Annotated in this window: 22 protein-coding genes; 9 read left to right on the top strand and 13 right to left on the bottom strand. The window is 71.3% G+C overall.

Going from position 1 to position 19,965, the window contains the following annotated elements:
• Window positions 1–7 precede the first annotated feature (7 nt).
• The 7 genes from BLW09_RS11255 to BLW09_RS11225 all read right to left on the bottom strand — a co-directional run bounded on the left by BLW09_RS11255 (window position 8) and on the right by BLW09_RS11225 (window position 7,601).
• Window positions 8–1,159, bottom strand: coding sequence for a DUF917 domain-containing protein (locus BLW09_RS11255; RefSeq protein WP_089912483.1), 1,152 nt, complete (start codon window positions 1,157–1,159; stop codon window positions 8–10).
• A complete protein-coding gene (locus BLW09_RS11250; RefSeq protein ID WP_089912481.1) occupies window positions 1,156–2,250 on the bottom strand; it encodes a DUF917 domain-containing protein in 1,095 nt (364 codons plus the stop codon). The genes BLW09_RS11255 and BLW09_RS11250 overlap by 4 nt, the downstream gene beginning before the upstream one ends.
• A complete protein-coding gene (locus tag BLW09_RS11245; RefSeq protein WP_089912478.1) occupies window positions 2,247–3,800 on the bottom strand; it encodes a hydantoinase/oxoprolinase N-terminal domain-containing protein in 1,554 nt (517 codons plus the stop codon). The genes BLW09_RS11250 and BLW09_RS11245 overlap by 4 nt, the downstream gene beginning before the upstream one ends.
• A gap of 44 nt (window positions 3,801–3,844) precedes the next feature.
• A complete protein-coding gene (locus tag BLW09_RS11240) occupies window positions 3,845–5,230 on the bottom strand; it encodes a purine-cytosine permease family protein (protein ID WP_089912476.1) in 1,386 nt (461 codons plus the stop codon).
• A gap of 215 nt (window positions 5,231–5,445) precedes the next feature.
• Window positions 5,446–6,720, bottom strand: a complete 1,275-nt coding sequence (locus BLW09_RS11235; RefSeq protein WP_089916822.1) for a M20/M25/M40 family metallo-hydrolase — start codon at window positions 6,718–6,720, stop codon at window positions 5,446–5,448.
• A gap of 56 nt (window positions 6,721–6,776) precedes the next feature.
• Window positions 6,777–7,313 carry an O-acetyl-ADP-ribose deacetylase gene (locus BLW09_RS11230; protein WP_089912473.1) on the bottom strand — a complete coding sequence of 179 codons (537 nt, stop codon included), beginning with the start codon at window positions 7,311–7,313 and terminating at the stop codon, window positions 6,777–6,779.
• A 9-nt stretch (window positions 7,314–7,322) separates the two neighbouring features.
• Window positions 7,323–7,601, bottom strand: a complete 279-nt coding sequence (locus BLW09_RS11225) for a metal-sensitive transcriptional regulator (protein WP_018190392.1) — start codon at window positions 7,599–7,601, stop codon at window positions 7,323–7,325.
• Between the two features lie 194 nt (window positions 7,602–7,795).
• On the opposite strand from BLW09_RS11225, the gene BLW09_RS11220 reads away from it, so the two are divergent.
• From BLW09_RS11220 to BLW09_RS11210, 3 genes are all read left to right on the top strand, one after another.
• Window positions 7,796–8,224 carry an RbsD/FucU domain-containing protein gene (locus BLW09_RS11220; protein ID WP_089912470.1) on the top strand — a complete coding sequence of 143 codons (429 nt, stop codon included), beginning with the start codon at window positions 7,796–7,798 and terminating at the stop codon, window positions 8,222–8,224.
• Window positions 8,225–8,337: 113 nt separating this feature from the next.
• Entirely contained in the window at window positions 8,338–8,685 is a 348-nt protein-coding gene (locus BLW09_RS11215; protein WP_089912466.1) for a DUF6804 family protein, read from the top strand.
• A gap of 170 nt (window positions 8,686–8,855) precedes the next feature.
• Window positions 8,856–11,015: a DEAD/DEAH box helicase gene (locus tag BLW09_RS11210; protein WP_089912463.1), complete on the top strand. Its 2,160-nt coding sequence runs from the start codon at window positions 8,856–8,858 to the stop codon at window positions 11,013–11,015.
• An 85-nt stretch (window positions 11,016–11,100) separates the two neighbouring features.
• On the opposite strand, the gene BLW09_RS11205 is transcribed toward BLW09_RS11210, so the two are convergent.
• Both BLW09_RS11205 and BLW09_RS11200 read right to left on the bottom strand, forming a co-directional pair.
• Window positions 11,101–11,301, bottom strand: a complete 201-nt coding sequence (locus tag BLW09_RS11205) for a hypothetical protein (protein ID WP_089912459.1) — start codon at window positions 11,299–11,301, stop codon at window positions 11,101–11,103.
• A gap of 43 nt (window positions 11,302–11,344) precedes the next feature.
• Window positions 11,345–11,737 carry a DUF3224 domain-containing protein gene (locus BLW09_RS11200; protein ID WP_089912456.1) on the bottom strand — a complete coding sequence of 131 codons (393 nt, stop codon included), beginning with the start codon at window positions 11,735–11,737 and terminating at the stop codon, window positions 11,345–11,347.
• Window positions 11,738–11,813: 76 nt separating this feature from the next.
• Here BLW09_RS11200 and BLW09_RS11195 point away from each other — a divergent pair, with 76 nt between their 5' ends.
• The 4 genes from BLW09_RS11195 to BLW09_RS11180 all read left to right on the top strand — a co-directional run bounded on the left by BLW09_RS11195 (window position 11,814) and on the right by BLW09_RS11180 (window position 15,008).
• Window positions 11,814–12,428, top strand: coding sequence for a CYTH domain-containing protein (locus BLW09_RS11195; RefSeq protein WP_089912454.1), 615 nt, complete (start codon window positions 11,814–11,816; stop codon window positions 12,426–12,428).
• 118 nt (window positions 12,429–12,546) lie between these two features.
• Window positions 12,547–13,575 carry a 6-phosphofructokinase gene (locus BLW09_RS11190; RefSeq protein ID WP_089912452.1) on the top strand — a complete coding sequence of 343 codons (1,029 nt, stop codon included), beginning with the start codon at window positions 12,547–12,549 and terminating at the stop codon, window positions 13,573–13,575.
• Window positions 13,576–13,661: 86 nt separating this feature from the next.
• Entirely contained in the window at window positions 13,662–14,585 is a 924-nt protein-coding gene (locus BLW09_RS11185; protein WP_089912449.1) for an NADP-dependent oxidoreductase, read from the top strand.
• A 15-nt stretch (window positions 14,586–14,600) separates the two neighbouring features.
• Window positions 14,601–15,008: a hypothetical protein gene (locus BLW09_RS11180; RefSeq protein ID WP_089912446.1), complete on the top strand. Its 408-nt coding sequence runs from the start codon at window positions 14,601–14,603 to the stop codon at window positions 15,006–15,008.
• Here BLW09_RS11180 and BLW09_RS11175 read toward each other — a convergent pair.
• From BLW09_RS11175 to BLW09_RS11165, 3 genes are all read right to left on the bottom strand, one after another.
• Entirely contained in the window at window positions 15,005–15,484 is a 480-nt protein-coding gene (locus BLW09_RS11175) for an acetyltransferase (RefSeq protein WP_089912444.1), read from the bottom strand. The genes BLW09_RS11180 and BLW09_RS11175 overlap by 4 nt on opposite strands.
• 34 nt (window positions 15,485–15,518) lie before the next feature.
• Window positions 15,519–16,817, bottom strand: coding sequence for an alpha-hydroxy-acid oxidizing protein (locus BLW09_RS11170; protein WP_089912441.1), 1,299 nt, complete (start codon window positions 16,815–16,817; stop codon window positions 15,519–15,521).
• Window positions 16,818–16,912: 95 nt separating this feature from the next.
• Window positions 16,913–17,566 carry a LysR family transcriptional regulator substrate-binding protein gene (locus tag BLW09_RS11165; protein WP_089912438.1) on the bottom strand — a complete coding sequence of 218 codons (654 nt, stop codon included), beginning with the start codon at window positions 17,564–17,566 and terminating at the stop codon, window positions 16,913–16,915.
• Between the two features lie 33 nt (window positions 17,567–17,599).
• On the opposite strand from BLW09_RS11165, the gene BLW09_RS11160 reads away from it, so the two are divergent.
• Window positions 17,600–17,992, top strand: coding sequence for a DUF5997 family protein (locus BLW09_RS11160; RefSeq protein ID WP_089912435.1), 393 nt, complete (start codon window positions 17,600–17,602; stop codon window positions 17,990–17,992).
• 6 nt (window positions 17,993–17,998) lie between these two features.
• On the opposite strand, the gene BLW09_RS11155 is transcribed toward BLW09_RS11160, so the two are convergent.
• Complete coding sequence (locus BLW09_RS11155) at window positions 17,999–18,424, bottom strand: DUF1622 domain-containing protein (RefSeq protein ID WP_089912433.1); 426 nt, start codon at window positions 18,422–18,424, stop codon at window positions 17,999–18,001.
• A gap of 29 nt (window positions 18,425–18,453) precedes the next feature.
• Here BLW09_RS11155 and BLW09_RS11150 point away from each other — a divergent pair, with 29 nt between their 5' ends.
• Window positions 18,454–19,956, top strand: coding sequence for an SDR family oxidoreductase (locus BLW09_RS11150; protein WP_089912430.1), 1,503 nt, complete (start codon window positions 18,454–18,456; stop codon window positions 19,954–19,956).
• The last annotated feature ends 9 nt before the right edge of the window (window positions 19,957–19,965 follow it).

The following is a 19,965-nucleotide window of genomic DNA, read 5'->3' as shown; positions in this document are numbered from 1 at the left end:
GACGGCGTCAGACCAGCGCCCGCGCCGACTCGACCGGGACGAAGTCCTCGGTCAGCCCGAAGGCGCGCGGGCCGAACGCGGCGAGCGCTGCCGGCGTCCGCATCATCTCCGGGGTCGAGATGCCGAGCACCCGGACGCGCTGCCCGTACCGCAGCCCCTCCGTGGTGATCGGCTCTCCCGACTCGATGTCGGTGACGCAGATCAGGTCGGGGACGATCGCGACGAGCTCGCCGTCGCGGTGCGCCGTGAGGTTCTCGTTCTGGAAGCGGATCTCGAGCGTGCCGCCGGCGGCGCCCGCGCTGCCCGCGCCGCCCGACCCTGTGCCGTCCAGGGCGGAGATGGTCGCGCGTCCCTTCGCGAACCCCTCGGTGGTGCGGCGTTCCACGTCCGTGACCTTGCCGGCGAACAGCTCCCGGACCTCCGGATAGAGGGTCGTCGAGAGGGTGTGCGCGATCGCCTCGAACGGCGACCGGTGCTCCTCCCGCGCAACGCGGATGGCCCGCCCGAGGGCGAGCGCCATCGAAAGGGTGCGCGGGACGGCGGTGCGCTTCACGTCCGCACCGCTCATCGCGTACTCCGCGATGTGCCCGACACCGCCGAGCCGGATGGTGACGCCGCGCGCCAGCCACTCCATCTGCCGGTCGTCGTCGCCGGTGTCGATGATCACCGTCTCGCCGCGCTCGCCGGCCAGCGCCAGCGGGGAGCCGTGCACGCCGTAGACGGCGAAGGTCTCCATCGAGAGCTCGGGGAAGGCGCGGCCCATGCCGTCCGCATCCACGACGGGAAGACCGGTCTCGGCGGCGACGATGAGCGGGATCATCGAGTTGATCCCGCCGCACTCGATCGGCATGGTCGCGTCGGCGGAGCGCCCGAGGTGGGCCTCGAGCGTCCGCAGGGCGAGCGTCGGCTCGGTGCCGGCCGGGATCTTCTCGATCATCACGGTCGGCGCGCCCATCTGGGCGGTGGGGATGACGAACGTGTCGTCGGCCAGGTCGTCCGGATCCAGGATGGTGATGCCGCGGCCTCCGATGCCCCGCTCGCTCAGCACACGGGCGACGAGCATCTGGCCGATGTAGGGGTCGCCGCCTCCGCCGGTGCCGAGGAGGGTCGCCCCGCGGGCCAGGTCGGGGAGGTCGGCCGCGGTCAGCGTCCAGCTCACGCGGTCACCCCCTCGAGCACGCGCTCGGCCGTCCCGTCGAAGCGGTGCGAGGGCAGGTCGTAGCCGAAGTATCCGGGGCCGACCATGGCCAGCGCCTCGGCGCTGTGCCAGCGCGGGTCGCTCGGTGCGGCGATCACGCGAACGCGCTGCCCGTACCGCAGGCCCTCGGTGGTGATCGGCTCTCCGCTCTCGGCGTCGAGCACGATGATCAGGTCCGGCGTCGTCACGAAGACCTCGTCGCCGGACCGCGCGATCAGGTGCTCGTTCTGGAAGGCGAGGTCGAGCGAGGAGTCCGCGCCATCGATGCGGGCGCGTCCCCGGGCGAACCCGGCCGTGGTGCCGCGCTCCACATCCACCACCTTGCCGGAGAAGAACTCGCGCCCGCCGAGCAGCTCGACGGTCGCCGCGACCGCGTCGGTCTTCGCGGCACGCGCGGCGGTGATCCCGGAGCCGATGGCGAGGCAGTGCGCCAGCGAACCCGGCACCAGTGCCTGCCGGGCCACGGACCCGCTCATCGGGAAGCCGGAGATCATGATCGAGCAGCCCATCTCGACGCACGCCACCCGGGCGATGCGCTCGGTCCAGTGGTTGTCGGCGGTGTTCAGGACGCCGACGTTGCCCTTCTCATCGCCGAAGGCGAGCGGGGACGCCGTGACGCCGTACAGGGTCGGAAGCACCATCTGCAGTTCGGGGAAGGCGCGGCCCATGCCGTCCGCGTCGACCAGCGGCAGACCGAGCGCGGCGGCAGCGGCGACCGGGATGGTGGAGTTGACTCCGCCGATCTCGGCGCACGCCACGTGGGTCACCGGGCGGCCGAGGTAGGTGCCGAGCGCGTGGACGGGCGCGATCACCTCCTCGAGGCTGGGCAGCTTCTCGACCATGACCGTCGGGGCGCCCATCATCGCCACCGTGAGCACCAGGGCGTCGTCGGGCACCTCGTCGAGCGAGACGACCGTCACCGGGCCGTGCTCGGCGAGCGCCTGCGCGGCCAGCAGCGACCCGATGTAGGGGTCGCCGCCTCCTCCGGTCCCGAGCACGGCCGCGCCGCGCGCGAGCTCGCCGATCCGGTCGGCGGTCAGCGTCCAGCTCATACCCGCACCTCCATCGCCAGATCGCCGACGGCCTTGACCCGGATGCGCGTCGCGTTGCCGGGAAGGTAGGGGATGGGCACCTCGTCGAAGTCGACGATCGCGACCGACGTGGGGGAGGCGCCGGCCGCGATCGCCTTATCCACCGCCTCCGCCCGAACGGCGGCAATGGCCTCATCGCGGCGGCCGGGCTCGACGGCGTACACCTTGTCGATCTCGCCCCCGACCTGTGCGATGGATGCGCCGATCGCGTTCGCGACGGCGTAGTTGTCGGGCCGGTGCACGGCGCCGAAGATGGGCAGCTCCTCCGGCAGCAGGATGGACCCGCCGCCCACCGCCACGACGGGGATGGGGTCGGGCGAGGTGCGCATCCGGTCGACGGCCTCCGCGACGCGCTCGGCGATGCGGTCGAGCACGCGCTGCACGAATGCAGGATCGAGGTGGGCGACCTTCGCCGGGTCGCCGATGACGGCGCGGCCCGCCGCGACGGCGACGTCCGTCGCCGTCAGAGTGGACCCGCCGAAGACGAGGGCCTCGGAGGTCAGCCGGTAGCCGACGGACTCCGGACCGACCTCGGCCGTCTCGGTGTCGACGATGGACCCGCCGCCGATGCCGATCGAGAGCACATCCGGCATCCGGAAGTTGGTGCGGACACCGGCGACTTTGACCTCGTTCGCGGTCTCGCGCGGGAAGCCGTTGACCAGCAGGCCAATGTCGGCCGTGGTGCCGCCGATGTCGACGACCGCGCAGGTCGAGAGACCACTGGTCAGGGCGGCTCCGCGCATCGAGTTGGTGGGGCCGGAGGCGAACGTGGCGACCGGGTAGAGGCGCACGTAGTCCTCGTCCATCAGCGTCCCGTCGTTCTGGCTGAGGAAGATGGGCGCGTCGATGCCCTGCGCGCGGACGGCCGAGGTGAGGCCGTCGACGATCTCGGAGGCGAGCTCCCGCAGTGCCGCGTTGATGATGGTGGCGTTCTCGCGTTCGAGGAGCCCGATCCGGCCGATCTCGTGCGACAGCGAGATCGCGACGCCGTCGCCCAGCTCGTCGGCAAGGATCGCCGCGGCCTGCGTCTCCACGTCGTGGTTCACGGGCGAGAAGACGGAGGAGATGGCCACCGACCGCACCCCGTTCGCCGCCATGTCCGCCGCGATGCCCTTGAGCTCCGCGACGTCGATCGGCGAGATCGGACGGCCGTCGAACTCGTAGCCGCCGTGCGCGAGGTAGCTGCGGCCGCCGATGGCGCCGATGAGCGACTCCGGCCAGTCCACCAGCGGAGGCAGGGCACGGGTCGCGGGCAGGCCGAGGCGAAGCGCGGCGGTGGGCGCCAGGCGCTTCGCCTCGACGAGCGCGTTGATGAAGTGCGTCGTGCCGATCATCACCGCCTGGATGTCGTCGCCCCGGAAGTCCCGCGCCGCCCTCAGCGCTTCGATCGCGCTCACGATGCCGCTGGTGACATCCGGGCTCGTCGAGTTCTTCACGCCGGCCAGGGTGGTCCGGCCGTCCATGAGCACTGCGTCGGTGTTGGTGCCGCCGACGTCGATGCCGATATGCATGTTGTGTCGCTTTCTGTGGTGATGGGCGGTGCGGGAGCCGGAGCTCAGTTGGAGGCGATGGCCTCGGGGCCGGACGGGGAGTCGGCCGCGGGGACCGTCGCCGCGTCCTGCGTGCCGGCAGGCGCCTGGATCGTGGTCGCGCGGCCGACGCCGCGCACCCAGCCGAGCTTGCCGGCGACCGTGTAGAGCACGATCGAGAGCAGCAGCGACCAGATGGCCGGGATGCCCCAGGTCACGAAGTACCCGACCAGCGAGGAGACCAGCCACACCAGGAGGGTGACGGGGACGATCCGCGGTGCGTACTGGGGGAGGCGCCCGGTCGCGCGGGTCTCGTCGAGGTCGCCGCGCCAGCGCCGCACGAAGAAGTACTCGGCGACCATGATGCCGGCGATCGGCGGGAAGGCGACGCCGAGGATCGTGAGGAAGCCGGTGAACTGGGCGAGGATGCCCGCGGCCGCGAGCACCGAGCCGACGATGCCGAGCACGATCGTGGTGGTCACACGGTGCAGGTTCTTCGAGAACGCGGTGGAGATGAAGTTCACCAGTCCGAGCGTGGACGAGTAGAGGTTCCAGTCGTTGATCTTGAGCGTTCCGGTGATGACGATGATCAGACCGACGAAGCCGATCGACGACGTCACGATCGCGACGATGTCGCCGCTGGCCGCCGCGTGGGCGAGGAGGACGCCCGCCAGGCCGATCACGAACTCGCCGAGTGTGACGCCCAGCACGGTCTGCTTCACGACGTCTGCCCGGCTGCGGTTGAAGCGCGTCATGTCGGCGGTGATGATCGCGCCGACGATGAGGCCGCCCGCGACGATGCCCGTGCCCTGCCAGACCGACATCGTCGGCCCGGGCGCCGGCGATGTCATCAGCTCGCCGATGGAGTGCTTGCTCAGCTCGCTGATGATCGACCAGCCGACGAGGATGAGGAAGAGCGGGACGGTGATGTTCGCCAGCCACTGCATCCCGACGAAGCCGTACGCGACGATGGCGGTGACGGCCAGGCCGAACAGCAGGCTCCACACCCACACCGGCATGACGCCGGGCATGAGCACGTTCAGGGACTGGGCCGAGATGGCGGACTGGATGCCGAACCAGCCGATCAGGCTGATGCCGATCGCCAGGCCGACGAGGGAGGCGCCGATCTCGCCGAAGCCGGTCCAGCGCGCCAGGAGGGCCGTGTTGAGGCCCTCCTTCTGGCCGATGATGCCGACGATGCACATGATCACCTCGAGGATGATCGAGCCGAGGAGCAGGGCGAGCGCCGCCTCCCCGAAGGTCATCGAGTAGCCCAGGGTCGCCCCGAGCAGGAACTGCGAGAGAGCCGAGACCTGGCCGAAGCGCTGCACCGCGATCCCGAACCACGGCTTGCGCGCGTCGGGGGTCACACGGGAGAGGGCGAAGTCGTCGGCATGAGCTGTGCGTGCCATTGGGAGTCCTTCATACGGGTGGGAGGGGGACGGTTGCCCGAAACCGTAGTAACCGCGTCCCCCTCGACGGAATGTGCAACCCGCACGACTTCGCCGCCCACCTGTGCACCTCGCACACCCCCTCCCTCCATCCGCCCCACCGTCGAGTCCGCGATCTTTGTACGCGAAACGCCGCGGGAGCGTGCAAAGTTTGCGGACTCGACGGTGGGGTGAGGTCAGGAGGCGCGGAGGAGGGCGGTGTAGACGGCGATGCCGCGTTGCCAGGTGGCGACGTGGATCCGCTCGTCGCGCGCGTGCAGCGCGCCCCGCTCCTCGGCGCTCAGCTCGAACGGGGTGAACCGGTAGACCGCGTCGCAGATGCCGGTGAAGTGCCGCCCGTCGCTCGCGCCGAGCATGATGTACGGCGTCACGACGGCCCGCGGATGCACAGCGCCGATGGCGGCGGCGAGACGGTCCCACTCCGGCCCGTCGGCGGGGGAGACGGGCGACGGCTCGCTCGCATCCACGGCCTCCACGCGCACGGCGTCGTCGCGGATGGCCCTCCGGATGTGCTCCAGCGTCTCGGCGACGGAGGATCCGACGGCGATCCGCGTGTTCACGACCGCCTCCGCCGTCTCGGGCAGGGCGTTCGCGGCGAGGCTGCCGCGCAGCTGCGTCACCGCGGTCGTGGTCCGCACGATCGCACGCGTCTCGTCGCTCAGCCGCCCGAACACGACACGCAGCAGCGGCTGCAGGCGTCGGGCGCGCGTGAAGACCGCGCGAAGGGGTCCGGTCGCGTGCGCGCCGAGCGTCTCCACCATCCGCAGATTGGTCTCGGTCAGCCGAGCGGGGAACGGGCGGGCGTCGAGCCGGGTGATGGCACGTGCGAGACGGACCGTCGCGGTCGTCCTCGGGGGAGTGGATGCGTGCCCGCCGTGCTGCTCGACGGTGAGCCGGACGCTGGTGATGCCCTTCTCGCTCACGCCGACCACCGCGATGGGCGCCGTGACGCCGGGGAAGATGCGCTCGACGACCGCTCCACCCTCGTCGAGCACGAGCGCAGGGCGGATGCCGCGCTCGGCGAGCGCCGCGGCGATGGTCCGTGCGCCGGAGCCGACCGTCTCCTCATCGTGGCCGAAGCTGAGGTAGACGTCGTGCTCGGGCCGGAAGCCCTCCCGCACCAGCGCCTCCACCGCCTCCAGGATCGCGACGAGCGACCCCTTGTCGTCGATCGCGCCCCGCGCCCACAGCAGCTGCTGCTCTCCGGAGCCCGTCAGCTCAGCGCCGAACGGGGGATGCGTCCAGCCCTCGTCGGTCGCGGGGACGACGTCGTAGTGCGCCATCAGCACCGTCGGCGCTCCATCCTCCCGCCCGCGCCAGCGGTAGAGCAGGGAATGTCCGTGGCGCTCCTGTTCGAGCGCCGCGTGGAGCGCCGGGTACAGCTCGGGCAGGGCGGCGACGAACCGGTCGAACGCCGGCCAGTCGGTCTCCTCGACGGCGTTGCGCGACATCGTCGGGATGCGCAGCAGGGTGCGGAAGCGCTCCAGTGCCGCGGTGTCGGCCGCCGTCACTCGCCGGCCGCTTCCAGGAAGGCGTCGAACGCCTCGTCCGAGAACAGCACGAATCGGACGTGCTCGACCGATCCGACGCCGGAGGACAGCACGGCGCGGACGGTGCTGACGGCGATGCGCGCCGCGTCGTCCATCGGCCAGCCGTAGACGCCGGCCGAGATCGCGGGGAAGGCGAGAGTGCGGGCTCCGAGTTCGCGGGCGACGCGGAGGGAGGAGCGGTACGCGTTCTGGAGCAGCGGCGTGCGGTCTTCGCTGCCCGACCAGACGGGTCCGACCGCGTGGATGATCCACCTCGCCGCGAGGTCGCCCGCGGTCGTCGCGACGGCCTGACCGGTGGGCAGTCCGTCGGGGAGGGTCGTGGCGCGGAGTTCGCGCGTCGCCTCCAGGATGGCGGGGCCGCCGCGGCGGTGGATGGCGCCGTCGACGCCTCCGCCGCCGAGCAGCGAGCTGTTGGCGGCGTTGACGATCGCATCGACGGTCTCGTCGGTGATGTCGCCGCGCACGATGCGGATGAGCTCTTCGCGGTCCGTCATGGCTGCGTCTCAGCCGCGGTTGTTGGAGAGCTCGTAGACCTTGAGGAGCTCGACGATCGCGTCGTCGCGGGCGCTTCCGCCCTCCTCGAACATCTCCGAGACGTGGGTGCGGAGGTGATTCTCGACCAGGAGCTTGTTGAGCGACCCGAGCGACTTCTGGATGGCGAGGGACTGCGTGATGATGTCGATGCAGTAGTCCTCGTTCTCGATCATCTTCTCGAGGCCCCGGAGCTGGCCTTCGAGGATGCGCGTGCGGTGCAGCGCCCGCTTCTTGATGTCTGCGATCACCCCCTCAGGATAGTGCCGCAGGCGGCATACCCGGCGGGGGTACGAGGGGGTGTTCGCGCAGGGCATTCCGCCCTCACCTGCGCCCGGCGGACCGGCAGGTATCCCCCTAATGGGGGGGTGGGGGTGGACATACCGACGGGTCTATCCTCCACGTAGGGGTTGAGAAATATTCGTTTAACAGGAAAGGCCCGACTTTGCTGAAGAACCTCAGCCCGCTGCTGTCCGGTGCGCTCTTGAGTGCGCTCGACGCGATGCACGATGGCGCGACGCTTACCCTCGTCGGCAGCGGCTACCCGGAAGACCAGATGACCACACCCGTCGTCCACCTCGGTGACGACGTCACGACGGAGGCCGCCGCCGAGGCGATCCTCTCCGTGTTCCCGCTCGACCAGGAGAGTGCCTCGCCGATCGTGTTCCTCGATCTCGCCGACGAACCCTACGACGTGCCCGACGTCGCGTTCGCGGTGAACGGGATCGCGTCCGATGCAGAACTCCGCCGAGTCCCGATGACCCGCCTCGAACTCGAACCGTTCCTCGAGCTCGCCCGAAACTCCAGCGTCATGGTCCGCGTCGGATCCGACGCCCCGCCCTGCGCATTCCTGTTCCGCCGCGGAGTGCTGTAGCCAACAGCATCCCCGCACAGCACACAGCGTCGCCCGCCCGGCCGGAGAGAACGTCTCCGCACCCGGGCGGGCGCACCACGTCCGGCGCGCCGACTGCGTAGAGTGGACTCCCGATGCCCGCACCACACACTCCGCAGCAGCCCGCATACAACCGCGCCGCGCTGGTCCCCGGCCTGCTCGGGGCGATCGTGCTCCTCGCGGGTCTGGCCCTCATCGGCGGGGACTGGTACCTCTACGTGCGGTACGCCGTCAGCATCCTCGCGCTCATCCTGTGCGTGTTCGCCGGACAGGCGCGGATGTGGTGGTGGTTCGCGGGGCTCGTCCCGCTCGCCGTGGTCTGGAATCCGGTCTGGCCGCTGCCGCTCGGCGGTGTCGCGCTCCAGGGGCTCTCGATCGCGGGAGCCGTGGTTTTCGTCGCAGCAGCGGTCACGATCAAGATCCCCGCAGACACGCGTCGCTGAACGGCCGCGCATCCGGTAAAATGGGTTCTGCGCGGCCATCCTGCGTCGCGCTCCCGGCGTCACTCGCGGCGAATACGGTCCACTCGGCACCCGACCTCCCCGCCCCGCCGGCCTCACGCCAACACGGCGTCGCACCCTCCGGCAGCGCGCGACGCCTCTCCTGGAGGACCATGTCTCGTTCCGGTCAGCGCACCAGCCCGACCAGGCCGCAGCAGCGGAAGAACCGGCACGCCAACAACGACGGACTCATCCCCGTCCTCGCCCGCAAGGTGCGCGAGGTCGAGGCGAAGGCCGCCGACGGCAAGAAGCTCGGGCCGACGAACCGCACCAAGTTCCAGGTGATCGCGTTCCTGATGCGCGAGGAGCGCGCCAGGGCGAAGTCCGACCCGGAGCTCAGCGACGCCGCCCGCGCAGAACAGCTGAAGCGCCTCGACGGCATCGCGACCATCCTGGCCAAGACGGCGGCGCGCGACACGTCGCTGATCTCGCTGCTCGAGAGCGAGTCGCCGTCGACCGCCACCGCGCAGAAGATGCGCCGCGACTGGCTGCTCGAGTCCGGCACGGAGCTCTCGCCCGACGACCTGATCATCACGATCGAGCGGCCCGTGACCAAGCAGGACAGCGTCATCCCGCCGGAGCTGGCGGAGAAGCAGGTCGTCCCGCCCTCGGTCAAGGCGCGCCAGCTGTCCAACCCCTTCCTCGCGCCCGACTTCTCCCGGCTCAGCCCGGCCGCGCCGACCCCGCGCCGCCGCCTCGACTCGTGGGAGCTGCTCGGCCCGTTGTTCAAGTCGTTCGAGTACGGCGCGGGCGGTCAGGCGGCCAGCATGGACCTGCCGCCCGCTCCGCCGATCGACCGCTACTCGCCTCAGGGCCTGGAGCTGATGCACCACCAGTCGCGCTTCATCGAGAGCGTGCGCCTGGGGCACCGCAGCTTCCTGCTCGCCGACGAGCCGGGTCTCGGGAAGACGGCGCAGTCCGTCCTCGCCGCCTCCGTCGCCGGGGCGTACCCGCTTCTGGCTGTCGTGCCCAACGTCGTCAAGATGAACTGGGCGCGCGAGGTGGAGCGCTGGACGCCGCATCGCCGTGCCACGGTCATCCACGGCGACGGGGAGGGCCTCGACGCGTTCGCCGACATCGTCATCGTCAACTACGAGGTGCTCGATCGCCACCTCTCGTGGCTGAGCACCCTCGGCTTCAAGGGCATGGTCGTCGACGAGGCGCACTTCATCAAGAACCTGCACTCGCAGCGTTCGCGCCTGGTGCTGGGGCTGGCGGACGCCATCCGCTCGACGACCCCGGACCCGCTGATGATCGCGCTGACCGGAACGCCGCTGATCAACGACATCGACGACTTCAAGGCCATCTGGCAGTTCCTCGGCTGGATCGACGGCAACAAGCCGACCGCGACGCTGATGGAGCACCTGGAGGAGACCGGGCTGACCCCGGCCGACTTCGGCTTCTATGCCGCGGCCCGCGAGGCCGTGATCGACATGGGGATCGTGCGCCGGCGCAAGCTGGACGTGGCCTCCGATCTGCCGAGCCGTCGCGTCGTCGACCTGCCCGTCGAGCTCGACGACGAGCTGGGCCGCTCCATCCGCCAGGCGGAGAAGGAGCTCGCCGCCCGGCTGGTCACGCGCTACCAGCGCGCGGCGGCCGCCGGCCGTCCCGCCGGTTTCGAGGGCGACGACGACGCGCACAGGAAGCACCTCATCCGGCTCGTCGCGCAGTCCGAGCTGGAGGAGTCGAAGTCGGCGAAGTCCGGCGAGAACGTCTTCACCATGGTCCGGCGGATCGGTCAGGCGAAGGCCGGCCTGGCGTCGGACTACACGGCCCAGCTCGCCCGCTCGGTCGGCAAGGTGGTGTTCTTCGCCAAGCACATCGACGTGATGGATGCGGCGGAGGAGGCGTTCGCCGCCCGCGACCTGAAGACGATCTCGATCCGCGGCGACCAGTCCGCGCTGTCCCGGCAGAAGGAGATCGACGCGTTCAACAACGACCCGGAGGTCGCGGTCGCCGTCTGCTCGCTCACCGCGGCGGGCGTCGGCCTGAACCTGCAGGCGGCGTCGAACGTCGTGCTCGCCGAGCTGTCGTGGACCGCCGCCGAGCAGACGCAGGCGATCGACCGCGTGCACCGCATCGGTCAGGAGGAGCCGGTCACGGCGTGGCGGATCATCGCAGCGCAGACGATCGACTCGAAGATCGCCGAGCTCATCGACGCGAAGCAGGGGCTCGCCGCGCGGGCCCTCGACGGCAGCGATGTCGAGGTCGGCTCGGCCGACTCCGTGCAGCTCGACGCCCTCATCCACCTGCTCGAGGACGCCCTCGCCTGACCCGAGTCCCGCCCCTCACACCGACAGCTCCTGAGTTTTTCGCGTTCCGGACGCCGAATCCGCGGAAAAACTCAGGAGCTGTCGGCTAGGCGATCTCGGCGTCGTCGGGGTCGATGGGAACCGGACGGTCGTCGTCGGGGAGCAGCTCGTCGTCCTCGTCGTCGACGACCGGCACATCCTCCGGGTCGTGGATGACGGGCTCCGGCTCGTAGTCGGTCTCCTGCGCCTCGCGGAAGTCGTCGAGGTCCTCGTCGTCTCGGTGCTCACGTCCTCTGGGGTCGCTCATGCCCCAACGGTACCGCCGGGCGGTGCGGGCGTGAAGGGCGGTCTCAGTCGAGCTCGAAGACGAAGAACGCCCCGCGGTCGTCGTGCTCGATCCGCGCCCGTCCGCGGAACCCCGCGAAGTCGTCCGTCCCGGTGCCCGGCACGATGTTCCCGAACGCGGAGCTGTCGTCGGGATGCTGCAGCGCGCCGTGGTGCACGGTGAACGACCCGGACCTCCCGTCGTCGAGCCGGCCGGTGATCCGCTCGGCGGCGAGGTAGCCGCGGCCGCCCTCCTCGGTGCCGGACGAGACGAAGTGCGCGACCGACTCGCCGACCAGTCCCTCGGTGTAGGTCTTCCGCATGACGACGGCGCCCACCCAGTCGCCGTCGATGCCCGCTAGGTCGGCCGGCTCCCATCCGGTCACGTCGAAGCGGGCGGTGATCGTCTCTGAGGTCATGCGTCCACCGTAGGCGACGCAGCGGGCTGTCCTCTTGTAATTTCGCGACAGACGAATTGTGGGCTAGACAGGGGATATGCCCCACCACTCCCAGACAGAGATCGAGCGGAAGTACGACGTCGACGCCGAGGCGCGGCATCCTCTGCTCGTGGGCGTCGGCGCGGTCGCGGTCCAGGGCGAGCCCGAGCGGCACGAGCTGGTGGCCACCTACTTCGACACGGCCGACCTCGCCCTCGCTCAGCACCGGACCGCCGTGCGCGTCCGCCGCGGCGGCCACGACGCCGGCTGGCACGTCAAGCTGCCGGCCGACGAGGGCCGGACCGAGCTGCACTGGGAGCTGACGGACGGCGACGAGCCTCCGGCCGAGCTGCGCGCGTACCTCCGCGAGGTCATCGGCGACGAGCCGCTCATCCCGATCGCCCGGGTCACCAATCAGCGCGACAGCGTCCTGCTGCAGGATGCGGCGGGCTTCGAGGTGGCGGAGCTCACCGACGACCACGTGCACAGCGAGAACCTCCGCACCGGCGGGGCGCAGGAGTGGCGCGAGTGGGAGGTGGAGCTGCTGAGCGGCGCCCCCGACACCCGGCAGCGCCGCACCGCGCTCCTCGACGAGATCGAGGAGCGCCTGCTCGCCGCGGGCGCGCGTCCATCGGCGAGCTCGTCGAAGCTGCAGCGCGCGCTCGGACTCTGAGACGCGACGGTCTACCCCGGGGCCGTTTACCACCCGCCGCAGCCGGCGTCCAGTGCGATTTTGTGCAGCCCGCCGGGTCCGGGCATGATTCAGGGGACGCCTTGAGAAACGGAGCAGCATGAAGATCGGCATCCTCACCAGCGGCGGCGACTGCCCGGGCCTGAACGCGGTCATCCGCGGCGCGGTCCTGAAGGGCGACCGCGTGTACCGCTCCGAGTTCGCCGGCTTCCGCTACGGCTGGCGCGGTGTGGTCGACGGCGACATCATGCCGCTCGACCGGCACAGCGTCCGCGGCCTGTCCCGCCAGGGCGGCACCATCCTCGGCTCCAGCCGCACCAACCCGTTCGAGGGCGACAAGGGCGGCCCGGAGAACATCCAGCGGATGATGGACGAGAACGGCATCGACGCGATCATCGCCATCGGCGGGGAGGGCACCCTGACCGCGGCTCGCCGTCTCACCGACGCGGGTCTCAAGATCGTCGGCGTCCCGAAGACGATCGACAACGACCTCGCCGCCACCGACTACTCCTTCGGCTTCGACACGGCCGTCGAGATCGCCACCGAGGCGATCGACCGCCTGCGCACGACGGCCGAGTCGCACCAGCGCTGCATGGTCGTCGAGGTCATGGGCCGTCACGTCGGCTGGATCGCGCTCCATTCGGGCATGGCGGGCGGCGCCCACGCCATCCTCATCCCCGAGCAGCCGCAGTCCATCGAGCAGATCTGCGAGTGGGTCGAGTCCGTCCGCGACCGCGGCCGCGCGCCCGTCATCGTCGTCTCCGAGGGATTCCACCTCGACACGATGGAGGAGGCGCACTCGCACAAGGGACTGGACGCGTTCAACCGACCACGCCTCGGCGGCATCGGCGAGATGCTCGCACCGCTGATCGAGGAGCGCACCGGCATCGAGTCGCGCGCCACGGTGCTCGGCCACATGCAGCGCGGCGGCGTCCCGAGCGCCTACGACCGCGTGCTCGCCACGCGCCTCGGCATGGCGGCGGTGGATGCGGTGTACGAGGGCCGCTGGGGCTCGATGGTGTCGCTGCGCGGCACCGATGTCGTCAACGTCTCGATCGCCGACGCGACCGGTGGTCTGAAGACCGTTCCGGCGGCCCGCTACGAAGAGGCCGCCATCCTCTTCGGCTGAGTGCTCGCTGCACCCGCACCCCGCTCTCTGCTGTTCCGGGGGAGTCGGGGCTAGGCTCCGTGCTACCAGAGGGAAGGAGCCCGACCGTGCCGCGTTTCGTCCAGTTCGATGAGTTCGGCTCCCGCGACTACCTGCAGGTGGTCGAGCGGGAGAGACCGTGGGCCGGTCCGGGCCAGGTGCTGGTGCGCGTGATGGCCGCCGGGCTCAACCCGATGGACGTGAAGGCGTATCGCGACGAGCGGTCCGCCGCGCGGATGGGCGTCACACTGCCGAGCGGGATCGGCCAGGACTTCGCCGGGTTCGTCGAGGAGGTCGGCGATGGCGTGACGCACTTCGAGCTCGGCCAGGCCGTGCTCGGCACGGCGCCGTTCGCCGCCATCGCCGACTTCGTCGTGGTGGCGGAGGACGGCCAGGTGATCCCCAAGCCGGACCCTCTCACCTTCGAGGTGGCCGGCTCCCTCGGCGTCGTCGGCCGGACGGCCATGGCGAGCGTGCGCTCGCTGGGCATCCGCGAGCGCGACACGGTGCTGGTGAGCGCTGCCGCGGGCGGGGTCGGCGTTCTCGCCGCCCAGCTCGTCGTCCGCGCCGGCGCGACCGTGATCGGCACGGCGAGCGAGGAGAACCACGAGTTCCTCGAGTCTCTCGGCGTCATCCCGGTGACCTACGGCGACGGCCTCGCCCAGCGGGTGCGCGAGGCGCTCGACGACGACCGCGTCACCGCGGTGCTGGACAACCACGGTGCGGACACCATCGAGGCGGCGCTGGAGCTCGGCGTCCCGATCGAGCGCGTCAACTCCATCGCGGCGTTCGGACCGGCCGCGCACGGCGCGCAGAACGTCGGAGGCTCCGCCGGCACCAACGACGACCTCGCCGAACTGGCCGATCTGCTCGCCGAGAACGAGCTGGTGCTGCCGATCGACTCGATCTATCCCATCGAGCGGACCGTCGAGGCGTACGGCAGGCTCGAGGCCGGCCACGTGCGCGGCAAGATCGTCATCGTCACCGACTGAGCGTAAGGAGCATCCATGATCGCAGAGGACATCGCCCGGCAGCTTCGTGCCGCGGGCCTGCGCTGGCAGCCGGTGTCGGGCGACACGTTCGCCATCGACCGTCCCGGCATGGAGGGCGAGCGCTTCACCGTCAGCGAGATGACGATCGAGCCGCACCACTTCGACACGGGGACGATCCTCGGCTTCAACGGCACCACCGAGTGGGCGCTCGACTCGCTCGCGGTGGAGGACGCCCTGTGGATCCCGCGCGAGGACCAGCTGCGCGAGCTGCTCGGCGGCACGTTCCGGCACCTGGCGCGCACACCCGACGGCTACCGGGTTACCGTGGTGATCGAGGGGGAGGAGCGGTACTTCGAGCACGACGACGCCGCCACCGCGTACGCGCAGGCACTGCTGTCGCTGATCGGCGCGTCAGTCTCCTAGCGATGCAGGCTCGGCCGTGCGAGCCCGAGATGGAGCAGCGGATACGGACGCCCCGCCTCATCGGTCGCGCTCCGGCCGACGACCTCGAACCCGCGGGAGAGGTAGAAGCCGGCAGCCGACCCGTTCTGCTCGTTGACGTCGACGCGGACGACGCCCTGGTCGCGGATGGCGTGGTCGAGGAGCGCCTTGCCGATCCCTCCGCCGCGCTCGGCCGCATCGACGAACAGCATCTCCAGGGTGCCGTCGAGCACGCCGGAGAAGCCGACCGGTCGGCCGTCGCGCTCGGCGACCGACAGCGTCACGGCGGGGAAGTAGTCGGACGCCAGCCGTGCCTCGATCTCGTCGCGGTCCGCGGCGGAGAGGAAGTCGTGGGTCGCATCAACGGCTCGGCGCCAGATCGCCACGAGAGCCGGGTACTCGGCTGGCCCGGCGGAGGGCCGGATGCGGGCGGGCACACCGGTGGATGCGGACACCATGCGGGCTCCCTTCGGCGGATATCGGCCTTCCAGCTTACGGAATGACCGGCGCAGCAGCCGGAGCCAGGATTCCCGCATCCAGCTCGGCGACGCTGCGGACGCCGGCGAGGCCGAGCGTGATGTCGAGCTCGGCGATGATGTTGCGCAGCAGCTCCCGGACGCCGGCCTCGCCCGCGACCGCGAGCGCATAGGCGTACGGCCGGCCGATCGCGACCGCCCGCGCGCCGAGGGCCAGAGCGATCACCGCGTCCGCGCCTCCGCGGATGCCGCTGTCGAAGAGCACAGGTGCACGTCCGTCGATCGCCGCGACGACTCCGCGCAGCGCGTCGAGCGCCGCGATCTCCCCGTCGATCTGGCGGCCGCCGTGGTTCGAGACCTGCACCGCGTCCACTCCTGCGTCGAGCGCGCGACGGGCGTCGTCGGGATGGAGCACGCCCTTCAGCACGATCGGCAGCCGGGTGCGCTCGCGCAGGAAGGCCAGGTCGTCCCACGTCAGGGACGGGTCCGCGAACACATCGAGGAACGTCTCGACCGCAGCGAGCGGCTCGCCCGACCGCAGCTTCTCGCGCAGCGGTCCCGGATGGTGGCGCAGGATGCCGGCGAAGGCCGCGAGCGCCGCGGGCGTCGGCGTGGCGCGCGGTCGGACGGCCACCGCCGCCCGCTCCCGCACCAGCTGCCGGAAGACCGGATCGCTGGTGTACTGCGCGATCCCCAGCCCGCGGCTGAACGGCAGGTACCCGAGGGTCAGGTCGCGGGGCCGCCAGCCCAGGACGTGCGTGTCGAGGGTGACGACGATGGCCTCGCAGCCGGAGCGCTCCGCCCGCTCGACCAGGCTCGCCACGAGGTCGCGCGACGAGCTCCAGTACAGCTGGAACCAGCGGGAGGCGCCGCGCGCCGCGTCGTCCATGGCGGCGGCGACCTCCTCCATCGGCTGCGATGCCTGCGTGGAGAGCACGGCAGGGACGCCGAGGGCCGCTGCGGCGCGCGCGGCGGCCGCATCCCCTCCGCGCCGGGCGAGTTCCAGCACGCCGATCGGCGCGAGCAGCAGCGGCGTCGGGCGGCGGACGCCGAACAGCTCGACGGAGAGGTCGCGGGCGGACACGTCGCGCAGCACGCGCGGAACGATGCGTCGCCGCAGGAACGCCTCGGCGTTGGCGTCCGCCGTGCGTTCGAGCCCGGCGGACCCGGCGATGTACGCGAACGCCGCACGGCTCAGCCGGCGCTGCGCCGCCCGTTCCAACTGCGGGTACCCCACCGGGATGCGCGGGCGATGGCCGGCGACGCCGTCGCGGTAGATCTCGGACTGGGCGTCGCGCCCGGCGCTGGAGCTCATGGCTCCTATCCTCCATGAATCCGGTTGACGCAACACGCCCTCGGTAGGCGCGGCCGGACGGCGTGTCGTGCCCACTGGACCGGCGGAGAGGCGCGTCAGCGGCGGCGCGGGCGCTTGCGCGGAGTGGACGAGCGCGGCCCCGAGGGCGCACGGCCGCCGGACGGCGTGCGCGGGCTCCCCGCCTTGCGGCCGTCGGCCGCCTCGCGTGCCGCGATCTCCGGGTTGCGCGAGCTGTGGGCCGTGCGGCCCCGGACGATCCCGATGAAGTCGTCCACCAGTGGATGCTGCCCCTCCCGCGGCCAGGTCAGGCCGATGCGGCTCTGCGAGGCGTCCTCGAGGGGCAGCGCCACCACGTCCTTGCGACGGAGCGCCTTCGCGACCGACGCGGGCAGCAGGGCGATGCCGTCCCCCGCGGCGACGCTGCGCATGAGCGCCTCCGACGGCTCGCCCGTGACCCGCGGCTCGCCGTCGAGGTCGGCGATCCGGAGGTGCTCCTCCAGGGTGAGCAGGTGCTCGTGGTGCGCGACGACCACCACATCCTCGGCGTAGAGCGGGATGAGGTGGCGATCGTCGTCCGCCTCGGCGTCACGGGCGAACACCATGTCCGCGTCCCCGGCCGCGAGCACGGCGAGGGGATCGTCGCTCGGCCGCACCACGAGCTCCACGTCGGGGAGGCGCTGCTCGAACGCGCGCGTCCACTTGCCGACGGTGACACCGAGCGGGAAGGCGATCGCGAAGCGGGAGGGCACCTGACGAGGGTAGCGAACGGTAGCCTGGAGAACATGAAGGCGCAGACGATGAAACCGGCCACAGCGGCCAAGAAGCTCGGCATCTACCTGCCGGCGGCGCCCGACGACTTCCGCGACCGCGAGATCAGCCGGACCGAGCTGGATGCGCTGACCGCCGAGCCGCCGGAGTGGCTGAAGACGCTGCGCGCCGACGGGCCGCATCCCCGCGACGTCGTGGCCCGCAAGCTCGGTGTCTCCAACTCGGGCCTCGCCCGCGGAGGGGTGACCGAGGCGCTCACCACCGCTCAGATCAAGGACCTGCTGGCCGACCCGCCGCAGTGGCTGGTCGACGAGCGGGCGACGCAGGCGGCCGTCCGCGCCGAGAACGCGCGCGTCAAGCAGCGCGATGCCGAGCGCGCGGCGCGCTGGGCGGCCGAAGAGGAGTAGGCGGCCTCACGCCCCGCCGGGCTCCGGGCTGCCGTCCGGTGTGCGGGTCGCCGACCGCGCGGCCCGCGCGATCGTCTGCGGCCCCGTCACCAGAGCCCGCCGCCAGGGCGCGACGCCGTCGATCTCGACCTGCAGCGAGAAGCTCAGGATGGTGCGGATGAGGACGATGATCCCGAGCACCACCGCATCCGTCAGCGACGGCGTCGACGTCACGGTCTTCACCAGGTCGGCCGCGACGAGGATCTCGAGGCCGAGCAGGATGACGCCGCCGAAGCTCTCGCGCAGGGTCCGGAACGCCGCGGCCCCGCTGCGCTGACGCCGCCAGGCGACCAGCGACAGGCCGATCGCGACGAGGAGGCCGATGGCCATCGCGGCGACGCCGGCGAACTCGAACGCCGTACCGGTCGCCTCGAACAACGCGTGCGCATCCATGTGCTCATGGTGCCACGTAGAATTCTCCGGTGCCTCCCGAAACCCCGGCGTCCTCCGGCCTCGACCCCGATGAGCTCGCCGTCACCCTCCGCGTCCTCGGACAGCTGCATGAGCTGGACCAGGAGCACCCCGACTATGTGACCGTGCGCCGCGCGACCGCCCACATGTTCAAGGCGTCGAAGCAGGCCAGGAAGCGGCAGCTCCGCGAGCAGGTGCAGGCGGCCGACCGCGCCGTCATCGCCGCGACCGCCACCGGCGCGCCCGACCGCATCGACGACGAGACCCGTGGCCGCGAGCTGACCTCCGGCACGACGGCGTCGCACACCGCAGGCACGCTCATCACGCCGCGCGCCTGCTACATCTGCAAGCAGGACTACACCCAGGTCGACTGGTTCTACCACCAGCTGTGCCCGTCGTGCGCGGCGTTCAGCCACGCGAAGCGCAACGCGCGCACCGACCTCACCGGCAGGCGCGCGCTGCTCACCGGCGGCCGCGCGAAGATCGGCATGCACATCGCCCTGCGGCTGCTGCGCGACGGCGCGCACCTGACGATCACCACCCGGTTCCCGCGGGATGCGGTGCGCCGGTTCTCGCAGCTGCCGGACGCCGGCCGCTGGATCGACCGACTCCGGGTCGTGGGCATCGACCTGCGCGACCCCGCCCAGGTCATCGCCCTGGCGGACTCCGTCGCCGAGCGCGGGAGCCTCGACATCCTGATCAACAACGCCGCGCAGACCGTGCGGCGCTCGCCCGGAGCGTACTCGCTGCTCGCCGAGGCGGAGACGCAGCCCCTGCCCGACGGTCCGCTGCCCGAGCTCGAGACGTTCGGCCACACCGCCGATCCGCATCCCCTCGCCCTGGAGCGCTCGGTCGCGGCGCACCCGCTGCTGTCGGCGGCGGACGTCCGCGGGACGATCGCGGAGGTCGCCGGCGCCGCGGCGCTCACCGCCGACGACCTCGCGGCCGTCGCGATGGCCGCCGGCTCGTCGTCGCTCGAGAAGCACGCCGACGGCACCGCCATCGACGCGGGCGGACTGGTGCCGGATGTTGCGCACGTGAACAGCTGGACGCAGACGATCGGAGCGATCGACGCGCTTGAGCTGCTCGAGGTCCAGCTGTGCAACCAGACCGCTCCCTTCATCCTGATCGACCGGCTCCGCCCGTCCCTCGCCGCCGCCGGCCGCTCGTACATCGTCAACGTGTCGGCGATGGAGGGCGTCTTCGGCCGCCGCTACAAAGGCCCCGGCCACCCGCACACCAACATGTCGAAGGCGGCGCTCAACATGCTGACGCGCACGAGCGCGGCCGAGCTGTTCGAGACCGACGGCATCCTGATGACGGCCGTGGACACCGGATGGATCACCGACGAGCGTCCGCACCACACGAAGGTGCGGCTCGCGGAGGAGGGCTTCCACGCCCCGCTCGACCTCGTCGACGGCGCGGCCCGCGTCTACGACCCGATCGTGCGGGGAGAGGCGGGCGAGGACGTCTACGGTGTCTTCCTCAAGGACTACCGTGCCTCGGCCTGGTGAGCGCTACGC

Origin of the sequence: Leifsonia sp. 21MFCrub1.1 (assembly GCF_900107895.1) — a bacterium.
Lineage (GTDB): Bacteria > Actinomycetota > Actinomycetes > Actinomycetales > Microbacteriaceae > Leifsonia > Leifsonia soli.
The sequence above is the reverse complement of the archived record's forward strand: the minus strand, read 5'-3'. Positions and strand labels throughout refer to the sequence as shown.